This is a genomic window from Methylobacterium aquaticum, assembly GCF_016804325.1.
Taxonomy (GTDB): domain Bacteria; phylum Pseudomonadota; class Alphaproteobacteria; order Rhizobiales; family Beijerinckiaceae; genus Methylobacterium; species Methylobacterium aquaticum_C.
Genome location: NZ_CP043627.1, coordinates 2,134,716 through 2,152,028, shown reverse-complemented (window position 1 = coordinate 2,152,028; position 17,313 = coordinate 2,134,716). Strand labels below are relative to the sequence as shown.

The window sequence follows — 17,313 nt, the reverse complement described above, 5'->3', positions numbered from 1 at the left end:
CCGTCCGATCCATGATGCGCGCCGACCCAAGCCCCATTCCGAGAAAGCCCCGCCCCGACGCGAGACCCGCGCTGACGCAGGTGCCGCGAAACCCCGGCCCCGCGGCCGATCGCCTCTAGCACGATTGTACTAGGCGTCTCCAGGGCAGCGTCGCGCCGGGCGGCCGAACCGGTATCGTTTTACCACAGCAAAGGATGGCGATAGACCTCCACCCAGTCCCCCTCCGCGACCCCGGTCACGGCCTCCGGCAGTTCGGCGAGCCCGTCGCTGCCGGTGAGCGAGGACAGGATTCCGGCGCCGTCGCGGGGGAACTTCACCGCCTCCATCACCCCGTCGGCGCCCCGCCGCAGCGAGACGCGGACGTATTCCCGCCGCCCGGCCTTCTTGGCGTAGCGGAAGGCGGCGCGGACGGGCTGGCTCGGGGGGCCTCGGGCAGGGCGCCGCCGAGGCGGGCGAGCAGCGGGCGGACCACGAAGAGCAGCGTGACGTAGACCGCCACGGGATTGCCCGGCAGGCCGACGAAGGCGGAATCGCCGATCAGCCCCATCGCGACGGGGCGGCCCGGCTTGATCGCGAGGCGCCAGAACACCAGCCGGCCCGCCGCCTCGACGGCTGCCTTGACGTGGTCCTCCTCCCCGGTCGAGACGCCGCCCGAGGTGACGATGAGGTCGTGGCCGGCCGCCGCCGCCCGCAGGCGATCGGGCAGGAGGGCGGGGTCGTCGCGCAGGATGCCGAGATCGCTCACCTCCGCCCCGAGGCGGCGCAGCAGCGCGGCGAGGAGGACGCGGTTCGAATCGTGGATCGCCCCCGGCCGCAACGGGGCACCCGGCTCGGTGAGTTCGTCGCCGGTCGAGAACACCGCCACCCGCAGGCGGCGGCGGACGGCGATCGCGGCGTGGCCGGTCGCGGCGGCGAGCGCGAGGTCGGGCGGGGTCAGCCGGCGGCCGGCGGGGATCACGAGGCTGCCGCGCGCCACGTCCTCGCCGGCGAGCCGCCGGTTGGCGCCGGGTTTCAGGCCCGCCGGCAGCGCGACCGCGTCGCCCTCGCGCCGCACGTCCTCCTGCATGAAGACGGTGTCGGCCCCCGGCGGCATCGGCGCCCCGGTGAAGATCCGTACCGCGGATGCCCCGACCGGGGCGGCCTCCGGCACCGCCCCGGCGGGCAGGCGCCCGCGCACCGGCAGCACGGTGTTGCGGCCCGGGACGAGATCGGCGAAGCGCACCGCGTAGCCGTCGACGGCGGAATTGTCGAAGGGCGGCAGGTCGAGCCCGGCGAGAACGTCGTCGGCCGCGATGCGACCGTCGGCCTGCCCCAGGGGCACGGACTCGATCCCGGCGAGCACCGGCAGCCGCTCGCCGACGAGGGCGGCGGCATCCTCGACCGACAGCAGCGGTCCGCCGAAGGCGAAGCAGTCGTCAGTCAGCTGCGCCATGGGACACAAGTCTCTCCAGGACCACGGCCAGGGGCTCCGACCGCGCCAGCACGATATCGGCGACCGCCTCCACCGCGTCGAGGGGGACGATAGGCCGGCCGGCCTCCGGGAAGGGATGGTCGCTCGCCACCGCGACGATGCGGGGATCGTCCGGATGGAGCGGCGGACGGCCGTTGGCGTGGCGGTAGACCTCGAGCTTCGGATGCGCCTCGCGCTTGAAGCCCTCGATCACCGCGAGGTCGCAAGGGGAGAGCCGGCGCAGCAGGTCGGGCAGGCGCGCCTCCTCCTCGACCTCGCGGATCTGCACGACGCGGCGGCGCGACGAGACGATCACCTCGGTGGCGCCCGCCTCGCGGTGGCGGAAGGAATCCTTGCCCGGCTGGTCGACGTCGAAGTCGTGGTGGGCGTGCTTGAGCGTCGCCACGCGCAGGCCCCGGGCCCGCAGGGCCGGGATCAGCCGGACGAGGAGCGTCGTCTTGCCGGCGCCGGACCAGCCGGCGAGCCCGATCACCCGCATGAGGCGTCTCCCGCCCGGGTGAAGCCGAGCTGGCCTAAGTCGGCGGCGAGCCCCTCGTCGTCGAGGAGGCTCAGGACCATCGCCAGCGCCGGCTCGCCGCGGCGCGCCTCGCGGAAGGCGAAGTCGTAATGCTCCTCGGTGAGGGGCAGGAAGCCGAGGCCGTAATCGCGCGCGACCGTCGAGATCGCCACGCCCCAATCCGCCCTCCCCTGCGCCACTGCCGCCGCGACGGCGTTGTGCGAGCGCGGCTGGTTCCAGTAGCCGGCGGGCCGGGCGCCGTTCAGGAGCCCGTCGACCAGGGCCCGGGTGCCGGCGCCGGTGTTGCGGTTGACCATCACGGCCGCCTCGTCGGCGACGAGCCGGGCCACGGCCGCTTGCGCCGAGGCCCCCTCGAAGCGGGCATCGCCCTTGCGGAACACCACGCCCTGGAGCCGGCGCCAGCCCTGCGCCAGGGCGAGGCCCGGGGTGAGGTAGGGCGCGTTGTAGCGCCCGGTCTCGGGGTCGAGCAGGTGCATGGCGGCGAGGTCGCATTCGCCGCGGCGCAAGGCAGCGAGCCCCCCGGCGGAGCCGACCCAGAGGGTGCGGGCCGTGACGCCTCGCCCCGCGAGATGCCCGACCAGCCGGTCGAGGCCGAGGCAATGGCTGCCGACGATCGTCAGGTCCGGCGGGCGCCCCGCCCGGCCGATCCGCGACAGGCGCACGGTCTCGCCGGCCTCGAGTCCGGCGCGGTCGGCCGGGACCGCGAAGAAGCCGTCGGCCTGCGAGAAGGCCGTGACGGCGCCCGATCCCTTGGCGAGGGGCAGGGCCACCAGCCCCTCCGTTCCGCGGGAGAGCGCCGCCATCACGTATTCGGTGCGGCCGAGTTCGGAGCCGAGACGCTGCGGCAGGCGCGCCTCGACGCTCTCCTCCTCCCGGGGGGCCAGGCCGGCGAGCGCCCGGATCAGCGGCACGACGAATTCGTGGAAGGTGAACATCGCCGAGGTCGGGAAGCCCGGCAGCACCACCACCGGCACGTCGCCGGCCCGCGCGAGGCAGAGCGGCTTGCCGGGTTTCAGCGCCACGCCGTGGACCAGGATGCCGGGCTCGCCCAGCCGCGCCAGGATCCGGTGCGAGACGTCGCCGGCCCCCTTCGAGGTGCCGCCCGACAGGACGACGAGGTCGGCCCTCGCCAGGGCCCGTCTCAGGGCGTTCTCGAGCGCGACCTCGTCGTCCGGCACGATGCCGCCCGGGATCGCGACGCCGCCATTCTCGGTCACGCTCGCCGCCACGATGGCGCCGTTCGAATCGTAGAGCCGGGCCGGAGCGAGAGGCTCGCCCGGCGCCGCCAGCTCGTCGCCGGTCGAGAGCACCGCGACGCGGGGCCGGCGCACCACCTGGATTTCGGCGAGGCCGCAGGCGGCGAGCATCCCGATCTCCCGGGCGGTGACCAGGGTGGCGCGGCGCAGGACGGTCTCGCCCCGCGCCATGTCGGCGCCGGCATAGCCGACGAACCGGCCCGGCCCGGCGGCCTGCGCGAGCGCGATCGCCGGTTCGGGACCGTCCTCGAACTCCGTCGCCTCGATCATCACCACCGCGTCGGCGCCCCGGGGCAGCACGCCGCCGGTGGCGATCGGCGTCGCGGTGCCGGGACCGACGGCGAGGGACGGCGCGATCCCGCAGGCCAGGATCTCGGGGTTGAGGACGAGGCGGCGCGGCGCCGCCTCGCTCGCCCCCTCGGTGTCGGCGCTGCGCACGGCGAACCCGTCCACCAGGGCACGGTCGAAGGGCGGCACGTCGATCGGAGAGGCGATGTCGGCGGCGAGCACGCGCCCCAAGGCCTCGTGCAGCGGCACTGTCTCGGGCGGCAGGGCTCCATGCGGCACGGCCTCGCGCCAGCGCGCCATCGCCTCATCCCGGCTCACCACCGCCAGGAACTGCTCCTGGCGCGAGGCGGCGGCGAGGCGCGCGAGGAAGGGGTCGGCGGGAGGGAGGGTCACAGCGGCAGCACCTCGACGGGAGTCCCGGCGGGATAGCCCTCATGGGCCGGCGGCACCAGCAGGGCGGCATCGGCCAGGACCAGGCGGTGGAGCGGAAGCTCGGCCCCGCCCAGCGGCGCGGCGCCCGCCGGCACGCGGCGCAGGAACACCAGATCGGTCAGGCCGATGACGGAGGCGACCTTGCGGGTGAGCGGCAGAACCGTGGGGATGTCCGGTGCGGCGCCGCAGAGGGCCGCCATGAGCGGCCGGCCGAGGGCGAGCCAGGCGGCGAGCGCCGCATCCGGCCGGCCCGGCAGCAGCAGCACCGGCCGTCCCGCCGCCTCGCCGAAACCGGCGCTCTCGCCGGGCCGCAGGGCGATGCCGTGGGCGTGGAGCCGCCCGGCCTGCGCGAGGGCGGCGGCGCTGCCGTCCCGCCGCCCGGGCCCGGTGCCGCCGATGACGATCACCGCGTCGGCCCCCGGCGCCCGGAGGGATGCGGCGAGGGCATCGCCGTCGGCCGGCCGGCAGGCCGTTTCGACGCTGCCGCCCTGCTGCGCGATCCAGGCACGGAGGACCGGCGACAGGGTGTCGGGCTCGGCGGCGAGGAGCCGCAGGTGCGGGCGGCGGATCGCCACCCGGCCGGGCCCGCTGCCGCCAGGGCGAGGCCGTGCAGCGCGCTTACCCGCTCGCCCGCGGCAAGGAGCCGGGCGCCCGGCGGCAGCTCGGCGCCCGGGGCGCGCGTCCCCTCACCGACGACGATCTCGGCCTCGATCTCCCGCTGATCGGCTCCGAGCGCCGCGATCTCCCGTGGACCGGCGCCGAGCGCCTCGGGCGGCAGCAGCGCGTCGGTGCCGGGGGGAAGCGGTGCGCCGGCCTCGACCCAGGCGGGGGGACGTGACAGCCGGACGGGTCCGTAGGGCGAGGCGCCGACGCTCTCCGCCGCACTCACCGCCCAGCCGTCACGGAGCGCGATCCGCGCCTCCGGCCGGCCGCCTTCGACCACGACGTCCCCGGCCGCCACGGCGCCGACGGCTTCGGCCGGGCCGACGACCACGGGCGCGACCGGGCGCGCCAGGGCGGCGAGCGCCGCCGCCGCCTCGGCGACGGGCATCAGCGCGGTCGTGGACGCCCGCGGCGTCACCGGTGGACGCACGGGCGGGGTAGCGAGGCCATGGGATTGTCCTGGTCCCGGGACGAAGGAATGAGCCGATGCGGCAAGCCCCGGCCGGGATCAAGGTTTCGATCCTGGGCGGCGAACCCGGCGGAGAAAATGTCGCGGCCGGTCGTCGGTCGCGTGCGATCCGGCGCTATCACCCCGCCGTGAAGGCGGGGTGATAGCGGACCTCTCCGGCCGGTTGCGCTTCCCGGAAACGCAGGACCTGGAAATAGGCCGCCGGGACGCCCGCGAGGATGAGGGCCGGATCGCAGGCGAAGCCGAACCGGCCGTAGAAGGCGGGATCGCCCAGGACGACGCAGCCGCCGGCCCCGCTTGCCGCAAGACCGTCGAGCCCCGCCTGCACCAGGGCCGTACCGACTCCGCGCCTGCGCCGGTCGCGCTGCACCGCGAGCGGGCCGAGGCCGAACCAGCCTGCGATCGTCACCGGCGAGAAGGCGATGTGCCCGACGATCCTGTCCGCCTCGACCGCCACCAGGGAGAGGGCAAGCGCCTTGTCCGCCCGCAGGGCATCGACGATGGCAGCCTCCGTTCCGCTCGCATGCGGGGCATCGCGGAAGGCGGCAGTGACGAGCGCGCGGATGGCCGGCGCGTCGGCAGGTGTCTCGGGGCGCAGGAGCATGGTGTCAGCCTACCGCGGTCGACGGGCCGTCGCCACCTCGCTTAAGCTCGACGCGGCGTCACCCGCCAGCAAGGGCCGGACATGCCGGATTCGTTCACCGCTCTCGCGCATGGCCCGTCCCGGCCGGAGATCGAGCGGGTCGCGCGCCATTTGCGCCGCCTGGAAGCGATCGCCGAACGGCATCGCCTCCGCCGGCGGGTCATCCGCCTCGTGCGGGGCGGCGCGGGCGGAGGCGCCACGCTCCTCGTGTTGATGAAGGCGAAGATCGCGGCCTCGCTGTCCGCGAAGCTCGTCGTCGTAGCCCTGGTCGGCCTCGGCTTCGCCTGGCCCCTGGCCGCGCTCGCGGTCTTCGCCCTGGTCACGTTCCTGGTGAGCGTGTTCGGGGACGAGACGATCCACTGCGACGGCTGCGACTGCTTGCGCGCCAATCCCCGCCGCGCCCGGTTGCGGGAGCTGATCGCGCAGCGCCGGGCGTGGCTGGCGAAGCCGACCGGCGCGGCACCCCGCATCCGGGATGGCCGGGGGCCGGCGCGGCGGTGACGGGCTCGCGATCGACCGAGATTCAAGCGCTCGGTTCCGCCGCCGCGATGTCGGCCTCGGTCACCGCCTCGATCGGCTTGGCGATCTTGAGCGCCCGGGTCGGCTGCCCGACGCACATCAGCAGGATCACGGTCTCGGTATCCGGGCAGCCGGGATCGGCGCAGGCGATCTCGTTGACCGAGAGCGCGTCGTCCTCCGCCAGCGCCAGGACCCGGCGCGCCCGCTCGGCGAGGGCCTGGCGCGCCGAGGCCTGCGCGCGAACCCGGGCGCGCAGGGCCTTGAGGCTCGGGAACACCGAAGGACTCAGGCCGCCCCCCAGGCCGGGAACGGATCCGGCAGGGCCCGGTCCGCCGCCGCCGGCCCGTCCTCCGGGCCGACCAGGCAGGCATCGAGGGCCTGCCGGATCGCCGCCTCGTCGAGCCCGGTGCCGATGAAGACCAGTTCCTGGCGCCGGTCGCCCCACGCATCGCTCCAGTGCCGCATCAGCAACTCTCGCGATTCGGGGTGATCGGGCCAGCGCGAGCGCGGCACCGCGGCCCACCAGCGGCCGAGCGGCGTCACCCGGGCGGTGGCGCCGGCGAGCGAGAATTCCCCGACCCAGTCCGGCCGGGTCGCGAACCAGAGATGGCCCTTGGCCCGGATCAGCCCCGGCCAGGTCGCCTTCGTGAAGGTATCGAACAACGCCGGGTGGAACGGCCGCCGCGCCCGGTAGACGAAGGACGAGATCCCGTATTCCTCGGTCTCCGGCACGTGCGCGGCGGCGCCGTACAATTCCTTGAACCAGTGCGGGTGGGTCTGGGCCCGCTCCTCGCTGAACAGGCCGGTCTCCAGGACGGTGCCGAGGGGCACCCGGCCGAACCCGGCCTCGACGATCCGGGCATCGCCGTTGAGGCCGCGCACGACCTTGCGCACGAGGTCGCGCTGCTCGGGCGAAACGTCGCCGGCCTTGTTGATCACCACCACGTCGGCGAACTCGATCTGCTCGACCAGGAGATCGACCAGGGTGCGGGTGTCCTCCTCGCCGGCGGTCTCGCCGCGGTCGCGCAGGAAGTCGTGGGAAGCGTAATCGCGCAGCAGGTTCACCGCATCGACCACCGTCACCATCGCGTCGAGGCGGGCGATGTCGGACAGGGACGCCCCGTCCTCGGCCCGGAACGAGAAGGTGCTGGCCACCGGCAGCGGCTCGGAGATGCCGGTGCTCTCGATCAACAGGGCATCGAAGCGGCCCTCCTCGGCGAGGCGCCGCACCTCCCGCATCAGGTCGTCGCGCAGGGTGCAGCAGATGCAGCCGTTGGTCAGTTCGACCAGGCGCTCGTCGGTCCGCGACAGGCCGGCCTCGCCGGCCCGGACGAGGTCGGCGTCGATGTTCACCTCGCTCATGTCGTTGACGATGACCGCGACCCGGCGCCCCTCGCGGTTGGCGAGCACGTGGTTGAGAAGCGTCGTCTTGCCGGCACCCAGGAAGCCGGACAGGACGGTGACGGGCAGGCGGGGATCGGGCTGTCGTTCGAGCATGGATGGGCACCTCCAGGTTTGTAACAATATAACATAACCCTTCCTGTCAAGCCGGACGGTGAGCCGTGGCGTTCGGGCGCCTTCCCGGCGGGGCGCCCGGCCGCGTAGACCGGTCCCGCCCTCCCCGGACCGCCCCTGCATGCCCCCGTCGTCCCGCCTCGCCCTCGCCGCCCTCGCCTGCCTCCTCGCCGTCACGGCCCGCGCCGAGGCGCCGATGCGCGGCCATGGCGGCCCGGTGCGGGCGCTCGCCGTGACCGCGGATGGAAGCCGGGCCCTGTCGGGCAGCTTCGATACCTCGGCGATCCTGTGGTCGGTCGCGGACGGAGCGGCTTTGCGAGTGTTGCGGGCCCATGACGGGGCGGTGAACGCGGTGGCGCTCCTGCCCGATGGCGGGCTCCTCACCGGGGCCGAGGACGGGCGGATCGTCCTCTGGCGCGAGGGCCCGGAGCCGGAGCGGATCGTCGCCACCCATGCCGGCCCGGTCTCCGGCCTCGCCGTCGCGCCGGACGGGCGGCGGATCGCGTCGTCGTCCTGGGACGGCACCGCCCGGATCACGCCCCTCGACGGTGGTCCCGCCCTGGTGCGCGCGGGTCACCAGGGCGGCGTCAACGGCGTCGCCTTCCTGCCCGATGGGCGCCTCGTCACCGCGGGCACCGACGCCACGGTGCGGATCTGGCCGGAGACGGGAGCGCCGCTCACGGTGCAGCTCGACACCCCTGTCAACGCGGTCGTGGCGGCGCCCGACGGCGAGATCGCGGCGGCGGGCGCCGACGGGACGCTACGCCTGATCCGGCCGGATGGCGGCATCCGGGCGAGCGTGGAGATCGGCCCGCGGCCGGTGGTGGCCCTGGCGCTCTCGCCCGACGGGCGCCGTCTCGCCGCCGCGACGGTCGGCGGCGCGGTGGGACTCGTCGACCGGGCGGAGGCACGGGTGCGGCTCACCCTGGTCGGGCCGGGCCTGCCGGTCTGGTCCCTGGCCTTCCGCGGCGCCGACGAGCTCGTCACCGGCGGCGGCGACCGGCTGGTGCGGCTCTGGGACCTGCGCACCGGCGAGCCGATCGGCCCGCTCGCCATGACCCGCCAGGCCGATCCGCTCGCGGCCTTCGCGGGCGACCGGGGCGCCGAGGTGTTTCGCGCCTGCGAGGCCTGCCACACCCTGACGCCCGACGGCGGCAACCGCGCCGGGCCGACCCTGCACGGCGTGTTCGGCCGCCGCATCGCGGCGGTGCCGGACTATCCCTATTCCCCGGCCTTCCGCCGGCTCGACATCGTGTGGACGCCCGAGACCGTCGCCCGCCTGTTCGAGATCGGCCCCGCCCGCTTCACCCCCGGCACCAAGATGCCGGAGCAGACGATCACGGCAGCGGAGGACCGGGCGGCCCTGGTGCGGTTCCTGGAGCGGGCGACGCGGTGAGGGCGAGACGGCGCACGCCTCCGCGCTTCACGTGAGGTGAAACGCACCGGCAATGATCTCGAGCCGCGTTGCGACGTCGGCGACATCATAGGGCTGCGTCCAGTCTCCGCCATGCCCGATGCCATTGCGGCTCTCATAAAGACGGTAGACATAGGCGTAATGCGCCCGGGACTTGTCGAGCAAGAGCTGCACCCGGATCAGGAATGCGACATCCGATAGCCTGCTTTTCCGCAGCGTCTCCCACACGCGGCGCTCCGGCCACGGCAAAGCGTCGGAACAATGCACGGTGAGCAATCGTTCGACCGCCTCGTTCACGGCGTTCTCGAACCGGGTAAACACGTAGAGAAAATAGGCGCTGCTGTTGCGCTCGCGCTGCCGCACGGCGGCATCGTAGGCGCTGTCGTCATCCTGCGCGAAGGCATGGCTCTCGAGAGCAGCGAAGGCGCTATCGGTGATCGCGTATTGATCCGCCAACTCGCGGAAGATGCTCACGCGAGGTCGCCTGCTTCGACCACGTGACGAAAGACATCGCCATCGAGGGGAATGCCCCGCGTTCTGTCCTGGGGCCTGTAGACCATCCACAGGGACGACGGGCTCAAGGGCTCCGACCGATCGACGAGGATCAGCGCGGTTGCCGGCGTAATCAGGTCGACCCGGCCGTTTCCGCCGAGGATCCACAAGCCCTTGGGCTGGAATCGGACGGCACGGCGCCCGCCGACGAGCAGGTCGAAGGACGGCATGGAGCGGGGCCCGATGCCGTACTCGCACATGAGGTCTTCGTTCATGGCGACGGGCGGGCGGTCGACGATCTCGACTTGCGGAACGTCGGCGATCCACCGGCCGATCTGTTCCTTGAGTTCGTCCAGTCGCCTCAGCCAATCCTCAGCGCGCCGCTCGAACCGCTCGCGCTCCGCTTCGTGCCGGAGCGAAGTCCAGGCCCGCTCGGCTGATCGATCGTTCCGGAAACGGCCCCTATCGTAGGCGATCGTCGTGGTTTCGGTCTCCGTCTCGATCGTGTGGTCGTGAAGGTCGGCTCCGCGATATCCGTGGTGGCGCAACGCCGCCGAGAGATCGGACATCGAGAGTTCGTTGCCCTCCTCCGCCCCGATGAGATCCGCACACGCGACGATACCGTCCCGGTTGAGATGGTCGGCGATCACGTCGAGAATGTGGTCTGTCGGTCGGTCCATGGCAGCAGAGCCCGCAGCGCTTTCGGGACGAACAACGATCGTATGGAACGGAGTTTATCGGGACCGCCGTTTCACGTCCACGACCCATTCCCTAGGACAGATCGATCCGGCCCCACGGTGGGGGTACGCCGCCCTCACGCTCCCCGCGCCCGGATGTAATCCTCCGAGGTCCGCGGCCGGTTCTCCGCCGCCGCGTGCGGGTCGAAGCCCTCGTCGATGACGTGCGAGACCCGGCAGGTGTCGCACATCATCAGGGCCTTGATCCGCTGCTCCCCGGCCTGGCCGGCGAACATCCAGTGCCGGTCGCGCAACCGGCCGATCACCCGCTCGATGGTGCTGCGGGTGCCGAACGGCTTGCCGCAGGCGACGCAGTCGAACGGCTCCTCCTCCTTGAGGACCCGGCGCGGCGCCGCCCAGGCGGCGAAGTCGAGCTGCGGCACGAGATCGATCACGTCCTCCGGGCAGGTCGCGGCGCACAGGCCGCATTGCACGCAGGCGCTTTCGGCGAAGGTCAGGCGCGGGCGATCGGGATCGTCGGCGAGCGCGCCGGTCGGGCAGGCGCCGACGCAGGCGTGGCACAGCGTGCAGGCCTCGGTCCTGAAGGCGAGGCCGCCGAAGGGCGCGCCGGCATCGAGCGGCACCCGGTCGACCGGCTGCGGCGCGGCGTGGTGCATCTCCGAGACCGCGAAACGCAGGACGCCCCGCAGGTCGCCGTCCGGCATGAAGCCCGACGGCGCGGGTGCGGGCGTGCCGCGGACGCCGTCCGCGAGGGCCGCTTCCAGGGCATCCGGGTCGTCGGTCTCGATCAGCGAGACGACCGAACCGCCCGAAACCGGTCCGTAGCCGAGGGCCTGCGCCACCCCGCCGAAGCGGGCGGCGTTGCGGACGAGCGCCGCGACGTCGTGCTTCGGCCTGGCCCGACCGAGGAACCGCACCGCGCCCGCGCCGTAGGCGAAGGCCGCCGCGATCGTCTCGGGCCCGACCTGGGTCACCTCGTTGACCGGGAACGGCAGCACGTCGGCCGGCAACCCGTCGCCGTAGCGCGCCAGCGCATCGATCAGGGGCGCGCCATGCGCCTCGTCGTGGACCAGCAGCACCGGGGCCGTGCCGCCGGCCTTGCGGAAGGCGGTGAGCAGGGTGCGCAGGCGCCGCATCAGCGCGTCGGCCGGCGGTACGGCGTAAGCCGCGGCCCCGGTCGGGCAGACCGAGGCGCAGGAGCCGCAGCCGGCGCAGACATGCGGATCGATCGCCACGTGGTCGCCGGCCGGCGCGATGGCCCCCGTCGGGCAGACGTCGAGGCAGCGGGTGCAGCCGGTGATGCGCGAGCGCGAATGGGCGCAGAGATCGGCGTGGAAGTCGACGAAGCGGGTCTTGTCGAAGGTGCCGACGAGGTGGGACGCCTCGAACAGGACCCGCTCGACCCCCGCCGGATCGCCCGGATCGGCCCGCAGGTAGCCGCTGCGCAGATCGTGCGCCGGGAAGAGCGGCGTGCCGCCGGTGAGGTCGACGACGATGTCGCAGGTCGAGGTCGCGCCGTCCCGGGCCGGGCCGAATTCCAGCCTCCGCCGCGAGGAGGGCAGCGGCAGGGCGGTGTCGTCGACCCGCAACGAGAAGGCGCCGAGATGGCCGGTCGCCGCCCGCACGGTGCCCTTCAGCACCGGGATCTCGCCGGAGCGCGGCGGCGCCACCTCGCCGGGCCGGGTGAGCAGGACCGTCACGTCGAGATGGTCGGAGAGGCGCTGGCCGGCCTCGATCGCGACCTCGTCGCGGCCATAGACGAGGGCCACGCCCCGGCTCTCGAAGCTCACGCTCGCCGGCAGCGGCATCGGCTCGGCGGCCGCCGCCAGCAGGGCCGCCATCTTCGGACCGGCGGCCTGCGCCTCCCCCGACCAGCCGGCCGTCTCGCGGATGTTGGCGAAGGCGACGCGCTCCTCGGCGCCCAGTTCCTCCGCCACCTCGCGGAAGAGCGGCGCCTTGAGGGTGCAGGAGACGGTGACCGGGGTACCCGAGGCCATCGCGCCCCGCACCCGCTCCAGTTCGCGGCCGCAGAACTGGTCGCCCGTCTCCAACCGTCCGCCGCAGGCCTTGCCGATCGCCGCCGCATCGAGGGGCATGCTGCCCTCGCAGGAACAGGCGATCACGATCCGATCCGACACCGCAGGATTCTCCCACCGGGCCCGACCCGCCGGCACCCGCCGGCAGCCGGGCCGCGCCCCTGGGGCGTCATGCCCCTTGTTCACCGCTCCAGCGCTATATACGAGCCGTTCAAAAGAACGACCCGACACGTGCGCGCAGGCAACACCCTTCATCTCATGAGTTCCGTCGATCCCCCCGGCCTGATGCTGCCCCCGGCCTTCCGGCCGCTGCGCCTCTCCGCCTCGGCCGGGACGGCGCATGACCGGGCCTGCGCGCTCGCGACGGGCGACGACGAGGCCGCCGGCACCCTGGTGGTCGGCGCCCGGCCCGGCACCCTGGAGGTCGCGGTGGTGCTGGCGCCCGAGGAGCGGCTGGCGGTCGCCCGCCGCGTCGGGATCGTCGGCTTGACCGCGCTCGTCGAGGCGGTCGGCAGCCATGCCCCGCCCGACAAGCCGGTGACGCTGGACGCAGCCGGCACCCTGTTCTTCGACCGGGCCCGCCTCGGCGGCGGGCGGCTGGCCTCTCCCGAGGGTTGCATCGAAGAGGCGGTGCCGGACTGGCTGGTCTTCTCCTGGATGCTGATCGCCTCGAAGCGCGAGGCGGGCGATCCCGGCCACACTCCCGATTCGACCTCGCTGGAGGAGGAGGGCTTCGAGGCCGGTCCCGACGCGCTGGTCGAGAGCTTCGCCCGCCACCTGTTGCGCGGGCTCGCGCTCTGGGGAGAGGACGGGCCCGACGCCGCGCTCGCGCGGGCCCGCGCCCACCTCGATGCCGACCCCGCGGCTGTCCGCCTCGACGGGAGCGGCTGGTTCGATCCCGCCCGGGGAGGCCCGCGCCTGTGAGCCTCAAGCTCCCCCGCACCCTGCGGCTCGACCCTTCCGACACCCTGGTCTTTCCCCACGCCGCCCCGCCCGGCGAATGGGCGGTGACCGGCAGCTTCCTGTTCCTCGACGAGGATCCGGCGGCGCTGGTGGGCAAGGAGCGGGCGGCGTTCCGGGCCGGCTTCGTCGGGATCGACTCCTTCGGCTTCTCGACCCTGGTGGTGGTGAGCGAGGCGAGCCCGGCCGAGCGCGACGCCGCGACCGAGGCGCTGGCCGCGCAGTTCCAGGACCGCCTCGGCGCGCCGGACCGGGCGAGCGCGCTCGCCGCCGCCCGGGAGGAGATCGCGGTGGCGGAATCGCTCTGCGGCCCGGCGGTCGGCACCGTGCTGGCGCTGCACCGGACGCTGGAGGACGGCGAGATCCGCGAGCGTTTCCGGGCGCTCCGCCCGCGGGAGGGCGCGGTGCCCGGAAGCGACCGGCGCCACGCTTATGCCCGCGCCTTCGATTTCTACGAGACCGACGACGAGCCGGAGGAGCGGGTCGACCTCGCGGGATTGCTCGCGGGCAAGCCGGACGGCGATCCGCGATGATGGCCGGTTCGGCGCGGGTGAGTGGACGTCATCCCTTCCACGACCTCATCCTGAGGTGTTAGTCCATCGAAGATGGACTGACCTCGAAGGAGGGCTCCAGAACTCGCCGAGATCCCTGGAGCCCTCCTTCGAGGCTCCCGTTGGGCGCACCTCAGGATGAGGTCGCGGATGGGATACCCGGTCTCCCAGGTCATCTTTAGAACCCCTCCTCGAACCGGCTCCGAATCCCCACCATGCCTGAATTCTGGGTCTCGAGCGGCCATCACCTCACCCGGCGCGATGAGGGCGGGGGGCTCGTCGTCACCGACGAGTTGGTGCTCGCCTATCTCGCGCGCCCCGAACTGGTCCCGCCGGAGGAAGCCTGCGAGGCCGAGCGGGCCTTGCATGCGGCGCTGCTCGCCGATCCCCGCCGTCCGGTCGGGCCTTCCGAGATCGCGGCGATCACCGATGCGGATGCGCGGGAGAACTGGGAGGTGATCCTCGCCTTCCGCGACCGCCTGCTCGCCGCCCGCTCCGTCGAGGCGGCCTATCTCGACCTCGTGCGGCGGGGCGCCTCGGGCACGCCGCCGCTGTTTCTCAACCAGCTCGTCCACCTCGCCTTGCGCAACGCCCTCGACGGCTGCGACGACCCCCATACGTTGCGCGCCGCCGAGCTGTTCTTCCGCCCGCAGCGGGCCTCCGTCACCGACGGCTCGCTGCTCCTGGCCGATGCCGAGCTGATCGACGAGGCCGAGGGCGCCCGCGGGCAATCGCCCCTCGTGGCGATGTTCGGGCGCGAGCCGGTCTCCGAGCTCGACGTGCTGACGGCGGAGAATGCCTGGACCTACTGGAGCCGGTCCGACGCCTTCAGCATGGCGCTGAACCTCGGCTCCGACCCGAAGAGCCGCGAGGGGCTGGCGCGGGCGATCGAAGCCTTCGTGCGCCACCTGCTGGCAGTCGAGGTCGCGGTCGTGCCGATCCCCGCGATCGAGGACAAGGACTGGCGCTGGTTCGTCGGCCTCGACGCCGAGGGCACGCGGATCGGCAACGCGCTGTGGCGCGGCGAGCCCGTCGACGCGGCGACGGCCGAGCGGGTGATCGCCCTGTTCCGCCTGACGATCCTCGATGCCACGCGGGCCGACCCGCGGGTCGGCGACCGACCGGTCTACCTGCTGCTCGCCATGGCGCCGGACCGGACGGTGACGATGAAGCCGCAGAACCTGATCGCCGGCCTGCCGGTTGTCGTGACGGGAGAGGCCTGATGAGCACGCAGCTGATCGCCGTCGGGGTCGTCGTCGCCAGGCGCAAGCTGAAGGGGCCGTGGGCGAGCCACGCCTGGTTGCCCGTGGCCGTCCTGCCGGGGCAGCCCGGCACCGCGCCCTGGACCCGCCTCTCGGCCTCGGAGGACGAGGAGACGTTCTATGCCGGCTCCTACGAGGTCGAGCTGCACCCGGCCGAGACGGCGCATTACGGCGACAACCTCGCGGCGGCGCAGCCCTCGCTCTGGGTGGCCCTGCGCGAGACCGGCCCCGACACCTACGCGGTCGCCACCGTGACCGCCGATCCCTACGAGGGCGAATCCCTGGCGGAGGGCATCGGCGAGATCGTCGAGGCGGTGCCGATGCCGCCGGAGATCCAGGCCGAGATCGGCGCCTTCTACCGCGCCTTCCACGTCGAGCGGGTCTTCCACAAGCGCAAGCGCGACCGGGCCGATCCGGAGGCCCTGGCACGGCAGGGAACCGGCGCCCGGCGCCGGCCGGAGGAGCCGTGAGCGACGGCTTCCTCGCCCGCTGGTCGCGGCGCAAGCGCGACGAGGCGCGACGGCCCCCGGAGCCCCCGGCGGTCGTGCCGGAGGCCGCATCGCCGGCCGAGGACGAAACCTCTCTCAGCCCCGAGGAACTGGCGCAGCTCCCGTCCCTCGACGCGCTCACCGCGGCGACCGACCTGACCCCCTTCCTGCGCACCGGCGTGCCGCGGGTCCTGCGCAACGCGGCCTTGCGCCGGATGTGGTCGATCGACCCGGCGATCCGCGACTTCGTCAGCGAGGCGCGCGAATACGCCTACGACTGGAACACCCCCGGCGGCGTGCCGGGCACCGGCGGTGCGATCTCGGCCGAGGACGTGCGGGCGATGGTGGAGAAGGTGTTCGGGGGGGTGGAGGAGAAGACCTCCGCGCCTTCCGACGACAGTGACGTGGCCGAGGAGAGCGCGGCTCTCCCCGCTCCCCGCGGGCGGGGAGAGGACATCATCGACCCTGTCGTCGACGATGTCCGGGATATTCGATCTTTGGAAGCGCTCTCCCTGCCTACGGCAAATCTGTCCGGGGAACAGAAAACGCGCGGGTTTCCCCCTCCCCCCTCTGCGGGGGAGGGTGGCGAGCGGAGCGAGCCGGGAGAGGGGCAGCGCGACGCCGATCCAGGGAGCGCCCTTCATGGAGGTCGCGACCTCTCCGGAAGCGGCGTCCCCTCTCCCGGCCCCCTCCGGGGGCCACCCTCCCCCGCAGAGGGGGGAGGGGAAAACCTGCGCCATTCCGCTTACCCGGACCGCCCCGCGCCCACGGGGATCGGGATTGCGCACCAAACTCCAGAGCTCTCGTCCTTGACCGGGAAAAGCCCCAACTACCCCGAACCGCCCCCCTCCCCGCCCCGCCTGCGACGCCATGGCGGGGCCTTGCCGATTTGAAGCATTAGAAAGTCGAATTGCGCCCTACTGAATCCTCGCTATGGTGCCGGCGATGGGACGTTGCATCCTTCAAATGAAGGAGGAGCCCGAGGGCCGGGATGGTAGGGTCGCTTTGCGCGAGGTGATGGTGAACCAGGGGCCCGATCCGATCGACGAGATCGACGCTCTGCGCGCGCAGGAATACGACCTCCTGGCGGCCGTGCTCGGCCGCGCGCCGGCGCCGGACCTGCTGACCGCCCTCCAGGGTCTCGACGGCGACGGGTCTCCCCTCGGCCAGGCCCATGCCGCGCTCGGCCGCGCCGCCCGCGAGGGCGAAATGCGCGAGATCGGCCGCGATTACTTCGCGCTGTTCGTCGGCGTCGGGCGCGGGCTGATCATGCCCTACGCCTCCTATTACCTCACCGGTTTCCTCAACGAGCGGCCGCTGGCCCGGGTCCGGCAGGATTTCGCGGAGCTCGGGCTGGAGCGCGATCCGACGTCGAGCGAGCCGGAGGACCATGCCGCCACCCTGCTCGAGGTGATGGCGAACCTCGCCTCCCGGCGCCTGCCGGCGGAGCCGGGCGCCGACCATCGCTTCTTCGAGCGGCATCTGAAGCCGTGGATCGGGCGTTTCTTCACCGACGTTGCGGCGCAGGCGGCGACGCCGTTCTACCGTGCGGTCGGCGAGCTCGGCGAAGTGTTCACGACGATCGAGGCGGAAGCCTTCACGATGGAGGCTTGAGATGAACCGGGAAGCGGACACGCAG

At 73.4% G+C, this 17,313-nt stretch carries 18 protein-coding genes and 1 pseudogene; 8 read left to right on the top strand and 11 right to left on the bottom strand.

Annotation, left to right across the window (positions count from 1 at the left end; all coding sequences use genetic code 11):
- Positions 1-179: 179 nt before the first annotated feature.
- The 6 genes and pseudogenes from F1D61_RS09585 to F1D61_RS09565 all read right to left on the bottom strand — a co-directional run bounded on the left by F1D61_RS09585 (position 180) and on the right by F1D61_RS09565 (position 5,700).
- Positions 180-1,432: pseudogene (locus F1D61_RS09585) on the bottom strand (molybdopterin molybdotransferase MoeA).
- Positions 1,416-1,949: a molybdopterin-guanine dinucleotide biosynthesis protein B gene (mobB, locus tag F1D61_RS09580; protein WP_203157638.1), complete on the bottom strand. Its 534-nt coding sequence runs from the start codon at positions 1,947-1,949 to the stop codon at positions 1,416-1,418. Before mobB ends, F1D61_RS09585 begins: the two are co-directional and overlap by 17 nt.
- On the bottom strand, positions 1,940-3,925 hold the full coding sequence (locus F1D61_RS09575; protein ID WP_246775800.1) for a molybdopterin biosynthesis protein: 1,986 nt from the start codon (positions 3,923-3,925) through the stop codon (positions 1,940-1,942). The genes mobB and F1D61_RS09575 overlap by 10 nt, the downstream gene beginning before the upstream one ends.
- The gene (locus F1D61_RS35045) at positions 3,922-4,464 is read right to left on the bottom strand and encodes a molybdopterin-binding protein (RefSeq protein ID WP_348649460.1); all 543 of its coding nucleotides are present in this window, start codon (positions 4,462-4,464) and stop codon (positions 3,922-3,924) included. Before F1D61_RS35045 ends, F1D61_RS09575 begins: the two co-directional genes overlap by 4 nt.
- The gene (locus F1D61_RS35040) at positions 4,368-5,015 is read right to left on the bottom strand and encodes a hypothetical protein (protein ID WP_348649439.1); all 648 of its coding nucleotides are present in this window, start codon (positions 5,013-5,015) and stop codon (positions 4,368-4,370) included. Before F1D61_RS35040 ends, F1D61_RS35045 begins: the two co-directional genes overlap by 97 nt.
- A 199-nt stretch (positions 5,016-5,214) precedes the next feature.
- Positions 5,215-5,700, bottom strand: coding sequence for a GNAT family N-acetyltransferase (locus F1D61_RS09565; protein ID WP_203157637.1), 486 nt, complete (start codon positions 5,698-5,700; stop codon positions 5,215-5,217).
- Positions 5,701-5,781: 81 nt separating this feature from the next.
- Here F1D61_RS09565 and F1D61_RS09560 point away from each other — a divergent pair, with 81 nt between their 5' ends.
- Positions 5,782-6,240 (top strand): hypothetical protein, encoded by a 459-nt coding sequence (locus tag F1D61_RS09560; RefSeq protein WP_246775799.1) that lies wholly within the window; start codon positions 5,782-5,784, stop codon positions 6,238-6,240.
- A 22-nt stretch (positions 6,241-6,262) separates the two neighbouring features.
- On the opposite strand, the gene F1D61_RS09555 is transcribed toward F1D61_RS09560, so the two are convergent.
- Both F1D61_RS09555 and F1D61_RS09550 read right to left on the bottom strand, forming a co-directional pair.
- Positions 6,263-6,535, bottom strand: a complete 273-nt coding sequence (locus F1D61_RS09555; protein WP_203157636.1) for a hypothetical protein — start codon at positions 6,533-6,535, stop codon at positions 6,263-6,265.
- A gap of 8 nt (positions 6,536-6,543) precedes the next feature.
- Positions 6,544-7,755, bottom strand: coding sequence for a GTP-binding protein (locus F1D61_RS09550; protein ID WP_203157635.1), 1,212 nt, complete (start codon positions 7,753-7,755; stop codon positions 6,544-6,546).
- A gap of 139 nt (positions 7,756-7,894) precedes the next feature.
- Here F1D61_RS09550 and F1D61_RS09545 point away from each other — a divergent pair, with 139 nt between their 5' ends.
- Positions 7,895-9,169 carry a c-type cytochrome gene (locus F1D61_RS09545; RefSeq protein ID WP_203157634.1) on the top strand — a complete coding sequence of 425 codons (1,275 nt, stop codon included), beginning with the start codon at positions 7,895-7,897 and terminating at the stop codon, positions 9,167-9,169.
- 27 nt (positions 9,170-9,196) lie between these two features.
- On the opposite strand, the gene F1D61_RS09540 is transcribed toward F1D61_RS09545, so the two are convergent.
- From F1D61_RS09540 to F1D61_RS09530, 3 genes are all read right to left on the bottom strand, one after another.
- A complete protein-coding gene (locus F1D61_RS09540) occupies positions 9,197-9,661 on the bottom strand; it encodes a hypothetical protein (RefSeq protein WP_203157633.1) in 465 nt (154 codons plus the stop codon).
- Complete coding sequence (locus tag F1D61_RS09535) at positions 9,658-10,359, bottom strand: hypothetical protein (protein ID WP_203157632.1); 702 nt, start codon at positions 10,357-10,359, stop codon at positions 9,658-9,660. The genes F1D61_RS09540 and F1D61_RS09535 overlap by 4 nt, the downstream gene beginning before the upstream one ends.
- 134 nt (positions 10,360-10,493) lie before the next feature.
- Positions 10,494-12,473, bottom strand: coding sequence for a 4Fe-4S binding protein (locus tag F1D61_RS09530; RefSeq protein WP_203158990.1), 1,980 nt, complete (start codon positions 12,471-12,473; stop codon positions 10,494-10,496).
- A gap of 198 nt (positions 12,474-12,671) precedes the next feature.
- Here F1D61_RS09530 and F1D61_RS09525 point away from each other — a divergent pair, with 198 nt between their 5' ends.
- The 6 genes from F1D61_RS09525 (at position 12,672) to F1D61_RS09500 (ending at position 17,288) form a co-directional block, all read left to right on the top strand.
- Complete coding sequence (locus tag F1D61_RS09525; RefSeq protein ID WP_203157631.1) at positions 12,672-13,337, top strand: biotin/lipoate--protein ligase family protein; 666 nt, start codon at positions 12,672-12,674, stop codon at positions 13,335-13,337.
- Entirely contained in the window at positions 13,334-13,906 is a 573-nt protein-coding gene (locus F1D61_RS09520; protein ID WP_203157630.1) for a DUF6505 family protein, read from the top strand. Before F1D61_RS09525 ends, F1D61_RS09520 begins: the two co-directional genes overlap by 4 nt.
- Before the next feature lie 233 nt (positions 13,907-14,139).
- Entirely contained in the window at positions 14,140-15,147 is a 1,008-nt protein-coding gene (locus F1D61_RS09515; protein WP_203157629.1) for a DUF6352 family protein, read from the top strand.
- Positions 15,147-15,656, top strand: a complete 510-nt coding sequence (locus tag F1D61_RS09510; RefSeq protein ID WP_203157628.1) for a DUF3305 domain-containing protein — start codon at positions 15,147-15,149, stop codon at positions 15,654-15,656. Before F1D61_RS09515 ends, F1D61_RS09510 begins: the two co-directional genes overlap by 1 nt.
- Positions 15,653-16,567 (top strand): DUF3306 domain-containing protein, encoded by a 915-nt coding sequence (locus tag F1D61_RS35330; RefSeq protein WP_432443236.1) that lies wholly within the window; start codon positions 15,653-15,655, stop codon positions 16,565-16,567. Before F1D61_RS09510 ends, F1D61_RS35330 begins: the two co-directional genes overlap by 4 nt.
- 124 nt (positions 16,568-16,691) lie before the next feature.
- Positions 16,692-17,288: a TorD/DmsD family molecular chaperone gene (locus F1D61_RS09500; protein WP_203158989.1), complete on the top strand. Its 597-nt coding sequence runs from the start codon at positions 16,692-16,694 to the stop codon at positions 17,286-17,288.
- Positions 17,289-17,313 lie beyond the last annotated feature (25 nt).

What these genes read in the sequence shown, in the direction of transcription:
- mobB (WP_203157638.1), bottom strand. Translation starts at nt 1,949, where the DNA reads ATGCGGGTGATCGGGCTCGCCGGCTGGTCCGGCGCCGGCAAGACGACG.
- F1D61_RS35040 (WP_348649439.1), bottom strand. Translation starts at nt 5,015, where the DNA reads ATGCCCGTCGCCGAGGCGGCGGCGGCGCTCGCCGCCCTGGCGCGCCCG.
- F1D61_RS09565 (WP_203157637.1), bottom strand. Translation starts at nt 5,700, where the DNA reads ATGCTCCTGCGCCCCGAGACACCTGCCGACGCGCCGGCCATCCGCGCG.
- F1D61_RS09560 (WP_246775799.1), top strand. Translation starts at nt 5,782, where the DNA reads ATGCCGGATTCGTTCACCGCTCTCGCGCATGGCCCGTCCCGGCCGGAG.
- F1D61_RS09550 (WP_203157635.1), bottom strand. Translation starts at nt 7,755, where the DNA reads ATGCTCGAACGACAGCCCGATCCCCGCCTGCCCGTCACCGTCCTGTCC.
- F1D61_RS09545 (WP_203157634.1), top strand. Translation starts at nt 7,895, where the DNA reads ATGCCCCCGTCGTCCCGCCTCGCCCTCGCCGCCCTCGCCTGCCTCCTC.
- F1D61_RS09535 (WP_203157632.1), bottom strand. Translation starts at nt 10,359, where the DNA reads ATGGACCGACCGACAGACCACATTCTCGACGTGATCGCCGACCATCTC.
- F1D61_RS09530 (WP_203158990.1), bottom strand. Translation starts at nt 12,473, where the DNA reads ATGCCCCTCGATGCGGCGGCGATCGGCAAGGCCTGCGGCGGACGGTTG.
- F1D61_RS09525 (WP_203157631.1), top strand. Translation starts at nt 12,672, where the DNA reads ATGAGTTCCGTCGATCCCCCCGGCCTGATGCTGCCCCCGGCCTTCCGG.
- F1D61_RS09515 (WP_203157629.1), top strand. Translation starts at nt 14,140, where the DNA reads ATGCCTGAATTCTGGGTCTCGAGCGGCCATCACCTCACCCGGCGCGAT.
- F1D61_RS09510 (WP_203157628.1), top strand. Translation starts at nt 15,147, where the DNA reads ATGAGCACGCAGCTGATCGCCGTCGGGGTCGTCGTCGCCAGGCGCAAG.
- F1D61_RS09500 (WP_203158989.1), top strand. Translation starts at nt 16,692, where the DNA reads ATGGTGAACCAGGGGCCCGATCCGATCGACGAGATCGACGCTCTGCGC.